This window comes from Microbacterium sp. 13-71-7 (assembly GCF_002257455.1).
In the GTDB taxonomy this organism is placed as follows: Bacteria; Actinomycetota; Actinomycetes; order Actinomycetales; family Microbacteriaceae; genus Microbacterium.
Window position 1 is genome coordinate 1 of record NZ_NCKN01000278.1, and the last position, 4651, is coordinate 4651.

Consider the following 4651-nt stretch of genomic DNA (forward strand, 5'->3'; position numbering starts at 1 on the left):
CATCCCCCCGGCTCCGAGCTCCCCGGCCCAGGGCACCACCGCGGATCCGCCCGTCGCTCCGCCGGAGAATCCGGCCACGGCGACGATCAGCACGAGCGCGGCCGCGACGCGCGGCGTCCAGCGCAGCAGGTGGGATCCGGTGTGCCGGGGGACGAGCAGAAGGGCGAGCACGGCGGAGACGAGCAGCACGCAGCCGCCCGCGACGACGAACGGGTCCTCTCCCCAGGGCTGCAGCACGACGAATGGCGCGAACAGTACCGCGGCGCCCGAGAGCAGCTCGGTTCCCGCCGCGAGGCGTGCGGACGAGTCGTCCACGACCCCGCGCACGCTCTGCATGCGCACCTCCGTCACCGCCTCGGGGATCGTGCCGCGCACCGTCCACCGGCTGCTCATGAAGTGCTCGTAATCGATGAAGGCGCCTTCGGGCAGGTTCACGAGCGCGCTGGGCAGCGCCCGCAGCAGCAACGGGACCAGGCCGAGACTCACCGCGGCCGACGGCGCGACGCCCACGTGCGCGAGCAGGGCGATGCCCCACACCGCGCCGAACACCACGAGCAGGATGGCGACGGTCCCCGCCGCGGACCTGATCCGGCGGATCCGTGTCAGCAGGGCGATCAGCATCGTCACGACGGCTGCCGCGAGCAGTCCTGCTGCCACCGAGAGCTGCACAGCGGCGGCGAGGCCGGCCGGGATCAGCAGCGCGCCGGCCGCGAACGCCAGCACGCCGGGGGCGAGGACGCCGCGCAGCAGGCGCGCTTCGGAGGTGTCGTCGCGGGTCCAGACGACGGCGGTGACGGCGGCGCCGACGGCGGCCACGAGGGCCATCGCGAGCCGCGCCCACGCCGGGACCAGCCCTCCTGCCGCGACCGTCGCCAGCAGCAGGAGCAGGGCGGCGACGGTCAGCAGCACCCAGCGCGAGCCGTGGTCGGCGCGTTCGGCGATGTCGTGCCGACGCCGGCCCTGCGGGGTGCCCGTCACCGAGGCGCCGAGGTCGACGACCGTGTACAGCCCGCCCTCGACGAGGTCTTCCGCGACGGTCGCCGGTGCGACCTCATAGCCGAGTGGATCCAGCACGACCAGACGAGCCGTGGCGGCGATGGGTCCGCTCAGGCGGTCGACGAGCCCCTGGGCCGCGAGCACGTCGGACAGCGCCTCGTCCAAGGGCAGCGCGAGATCGACCCGCGCCTGCTCCCCCGCGAGCGCGATCCGTCGTCGCTCGATCACTCCTCCGGCCACCACAGCACCCTACCCGGCGGCCGGGCGTCCGCGAGAAGTGCGAAGGGACGCGGACCAGCCGGCATTGCCGCGCCTCACGTCAGGCGAGTCGATTCTCGCCGACGTCGTCGCGGGAGCCCGCGCGGCCGCTCTTCGGAAGGGGGATCGGCTCCTCATCGTCCTCGAGATGCGGTGCGATCGGGCCCATCGAGCCGCCTCGACGCTGCTTCTCCTCGTCGGATCCGCCCTGGCCCTGCCCGCCGATCATGCCGCCACCCGAGCGCGCGCCCATCCCGGTCGCGCCCTGCGCGGCGGAACCGGAAGCACCAGGACCGCCGGCTCCGAGCAGACCGCCGGTGCCGCCGGTCGTGCCCCCGAGGAGCCCGCCGGGCTTCACGCCGGACAGGCCCGCACCCGCGCCGCTCAAGCCGCCCAGCCCCCCGCGCGCACCGAAGGCGAGGGCTGCCGCCCCACCGCCGCCGATCGCGCCGGGGATGAGGCCACCGGGCAGCGAACCGCCGCCACCGGGCACATGACCAAGTCCGCCGGATCCGGATCCGCCCGGGCCGGGGATGTGACCGATCGGGTTCGGGTCATCGATCGTGGGACCGCCGGGGTAGCCGGGGCGCCCCGGACCACCGGGGTAACCCGGGTCTCCGGGGTATCCCGGGTGACCGGGGTCGCCCGGGTAGACCGGGCCGGGGTTCTCCGTGATCAGGATCCCACCGCCACCACCAGACCCGCCGGGATAGCCGCCACCCGCGTAGCCACCGCTGGGACCGCTGTAGCCACTGGGCCCACTAGTCCCGGTCTGACCGCCGTTGTCACCGCCCGGAGCCGAGCCGGCGTCGGGACCGCCCGTATGAAGCTGCGTGTTCCCCGCGCCCCTCAGTTTCGCCCGGGCCGTCGCGATGTCCGCCGCAGGCGGCGCGAGAGCGGCACCTACAGCATTGACCGTCTCACGGGCCTTCGCTTCGCGCTGGCCCGACATCCAGTCGCCGATCACCTCGAGCGCCTTGTCGGCAGCCAGCGGTCCGAGAGCGGGATGGATGACGGTCGCTCCGGTCTTCACCGCGTTCGCCCAGAACGGGTCGACCTGTGCACTGGGGAGCTCGCCGCCCGATGCCGTGCGACGCGCGGTGTTCGCCGCGTCGACGGCAGTGACGATGTCGCCCACCGCCGAGTCGATGACTTTGAAGCGCTCGGCCATTTCGGCCATCCGCTGGCGTGCCGCATCGGCGGTCTCGCCGCGCCACACCTCCTCATGCGCGACAAGCGTCTCCAGTGCCTTGCCCAGCGCCTGCAGCGAGAAGCGCAGCGGCGCCGTGTTGCTGATGTGCCAGTCCTCGACCTTGTGGATGGCGTTCAGCTCATCCTCGGCCTTGGCGTAGCAGACGTAGTTCTCCGTCATCCTCTTCCCCCTTGGTCAGAGCCCGAACCAGCTCCGGTCGGTGCATGCATGAAGTGATCCCCGTCGCTCGCGGGTTCGCCGACCGCCTGCGCAGACTCTGCGCCCCTGCGGCGTCGGGAGCTCATGACGACGGCGATAACGCCACCCACGACGATCAGCAGCAGCGCTCCTCCGCCGATCGCGAACGGTACCCATGTCGGCGTCCCCTCGCTTGCACCATCCGCCGAAGGCTTTCCGGTCTGCGGCGTCGTCGTCTGCGAGCCCGCCGTGGGCTTCAGAGCCTCCGCGCCCTTCGCCGCCCGTACGTCATCGACCGTCGGTCCCTGTGATTGCGACGCCTTCGGATCGAAGAACGGGTTCACATCCTCATACGCGAGCGGATTGTCCTCCCGCATCTGCGTCAGGGAGATCGTGCCGTACCCGAGATCGCTGCCCCATTGCGGCTCGTGATGCGTGCCGCCGGTATTGCGGATCATCGTCTGCAGCAGCTGATTGCACGTCGCCGACGGGAACTTGCTCTTCATGTCCGCAAGGAACCCCGCCACGATCGGCGTCGCCAGCGATGTGCCCCCATCGAGTTCCTGAGCATCCCAGGATTCCGCCGTGCCTTGAGCGATGATGCCCACGCCCGGGGCCGCAACCTTCACCGACAGGTTCTGATTCGAGAACCCGCCGGCTTTCTGAACCGCACCCGTGGCATCGATCGCCTGCACACCGACGGAACCGTTCGCCACCGCCGGAAGTTCACCCGTCGCAGCGAGCGCGTCGTTCGTCAGACCGGCCACGACAGGGATGCCGAGCGCCAGAGCACGGGCGAGAGCGCGATTCATAGCGTCCGAGTAGCCCCCGCCCAGGGAGATCGAGAGGATGTCCGCGTGCGCGTCCATGGCGTCGTTCATCGCCTCGGAGACGGCGTCCAGACCGCGTTCCTTTCCGGCGCTATCGAGGCACGCGAGCGACTGGGTGGCTGTGGTGGCTACGCCCGAGCTGTAGAACAGCACCTGGGCCTGCGGAGCCACGCCGCGGATCGGCACCTGTCCTGGCGCTGCCTCGCCGGTGCCGACGATGAGCGAGGCCACACGCGTTCCGTGCAAGGCCGCCGTATAGTCGGTCGACGTCGGAGGGACCGGATTCCCCTGCGCGTCGTAGCAGTAGCTCTTGTCCACCACCGTCAGGTTCGCGCCCTGCAGTGGCGAGATGGATGGGTTGATCTGCGTGTCGATCACCGCGATCTTCACGCCCTTGCCGGTGAACCCCGCGTCCAGATTCTCCTGCACGTGCAGCGCGGTGTAGTACCAGGTCCCGCTCGAGAGATCGTCCGCGGATGCCGCTGCTGATGTCATTCCTGCAATGACCAAACCGGCCGCCGCGATTCCGAAGCCGCGGATCACTCGAGATCCGATCACTTGAGCCCACCCGTCGAGCTGGAGCTCGACGATGTCGGAGCCTGCGCCTCGACGTTGTCGAGCATCGACAGGATGAGCTTGCCGTCATCGGCGGCGCTCTGGTCTGTCGCCATGAGCGCAAGCACCGCGGCCCGAACACTGTCGTGCATCTGGTTGACCTCGACGACGATCCTGTTGGTTGCGTTGGTGATGTCACTCGCCGCCCCGACGAGCTGCTCGTGCAAGGATGCGGTCGTCTCCGTGTTGCCACCCGAGGCGTCCTTGGCCTTCCACGCGTCCGGCGATTGCTCGAGCTCCTGAACGAGCTTCTTCGTCATTTCCAGGATCGAGTCGAAAAAGCCGATCTGAACAGCCATGGTCCCCCTGCTTCCCTCCGTGTGCCTCTGATGCTGTGGTGCCGCATCACCGGCTCCCACCGACGCGGATCGCGCCGATCGGAACCGGAAACGCCGCGGACGTGGATCCGAACCCTTCGACAGGCTCAGAGCCCGGGATCACGCCCGCGGTCGCATCACCTTACGCGAAGCGTCCTGCGGAGGACTTGTCCCGCGAGACGTACTCCTGCGACATCTGATCCGTCTTCGACGCGATCTGCTCCAGCAGCTGCTGAAGCTCCGTC

4 protein-coding genes are annotated in these 4651 nt (G+C 70.0%); all 4 read right to left on the minus strand.

Features of this window, described 5'->3' with window-relative positions:
- On the minus strand, positions 1-1236 hold a 1236-nt coding region (locus tag B7X32_RS18635; protein ID WP_292723114.1), incomplete at its 3' end, for a hypothetical protein.
- A gap of 79 nt (positions 1237-1315) precedes the next feature.
- Positions 1316-2626, minus strand: coding sequence for a hypothetical protein (locus tag B7X32_RS18640; RefSeq protein ID WP_292723116.1), 1311 nt, complete (start codon positions 2624-2626; stop codon positions 1316-1318).
- Positions 2623-4017, minus strand: coding sequence for a S8 family serine peptidase (locus B7X32_RS18645; RefSeq protein ID WP_292723118.1), 1395 nt, complete (start codon positions 4015-4017; stop codon positions 2623-2625). Before B7X32_RS18645 ends, B7X32_RS18640 begins: the two co-directional genes overlap by 4 nt.
- Positions 4018-4028: 11 nt before the next feature.
- Complete coding sequence (locus tag B7X32_RS18650; RefSeq protein ID WP_292723121.1) at positions 4029-4388, minus strand: hypothetical protein; 360 nt, start codon at positions 4386-4388, stop codon at positions 4029-4031.
- Positions 4389-4651 lie beyond the last annotated feature (263 nt).